Annotated in this window: 2 protein-coding genes; both read right to left on the bottom strand. The window is 72.5% G+C overall.

All coding sequences use genetic code 11. The annotated features are described in order from the left end of the window. Nucleotides 1–201 (bottom strand): HK97 family phage prohead protease (locus AC2JF9_RS08105; protein ID WP_500726782.1); only part of this gene is annotated, 201 nt, incomplete at its 3' end. Between the two features lie 11 nt (nt 202–212). After that, nucleotides 213–518 carry a DUF6127 family protein gene (locus AC2JF9_RS08100; RefSeq protein ID WP_500726781.1) on the bottom strand — a complete coding sequence of 102 codons (306 nt, stop codon included), beginning with the start codon at nt 516–518 and terminating at the stop codon, nt 213–215. Between the last annotated feature and the right edge of the window lie 155 nt (nt 519–673).

Here is a 673-nt window from a genome sequence, read left to right as displayed (position 1 = left end):
AAGGAGGACCCGCGCGATCACGCGCAGCCCGCGCCGGTCCTCCTTCAGATACTCGACCCGCCCGACCGGCGGCCCGCGATGCTCCAGCAGCAGCGGCACCGCGCCGCGCCGCTTCAGGCTCCGCGCGAACGCCCCCGCCCGCACCACGTCGCCGCCCAGGTCGGTCCGCCCGAACACCGCCGCATAGCCGGCGAAGCGCAAGCCCCTCCCGCTCACTGTCCCGCCCCGAAGCCCAGCTTCACCGCCATCCCCAGCACGACCAGCGCCAGCGCCACGCGCACGCACCACCCGATCACCGCGTTCAGCGCGCTCTTCTTGGCGTCGCGCCACGCCTGGAGCAGCTCCCGCAATTCCTCCATGTCCCGCCGCGCGCCCGCCCCGTCGAGCCCCAGCCGCACCAGCGCCCGCGCCGCGCCCGCGTCGCTCGCCTCCTCGACCAGCGCGCGCAGCGTCGCGAAGTCCACGGCCTCGCCCTCCGCCTGCCGCATCAGCGCCGCCAGCATCGCCATCTCGCCCATCGCAGGCTCCTCGAAAAAGATCCTCCCAAGGCGTGGGGAGGGGGACCAGCCGAAGGCTGGTGGAGGGGCCGCTTCGGCCGAAGCCGAAGCGGAAAGCGGCATGGCAGAAATGAGCCAACGCTTCAGGGATAAAGGCAGTGAGATTTACCTACCCG

The sequence above is a fragment of the Lactobacillus sp. C449L genome (assembly GCF_059900815.1).
The sequence above is the reverse complement of the archived record's forward strand: the minus strand, read 5'-3'. Positions and strand labels throughout refer to the sequence as shown.

What these genes read in the sequence shown, in the direction of transcription:
- AC2JF9_RS08100 (WP_500726781.1), bottom strand. Translation starts at nt 518, where the DNA reads ATGGGCGAGATGGCGATGCTGGCGGCGCTGATGCGGCAGGCGGAGGGC.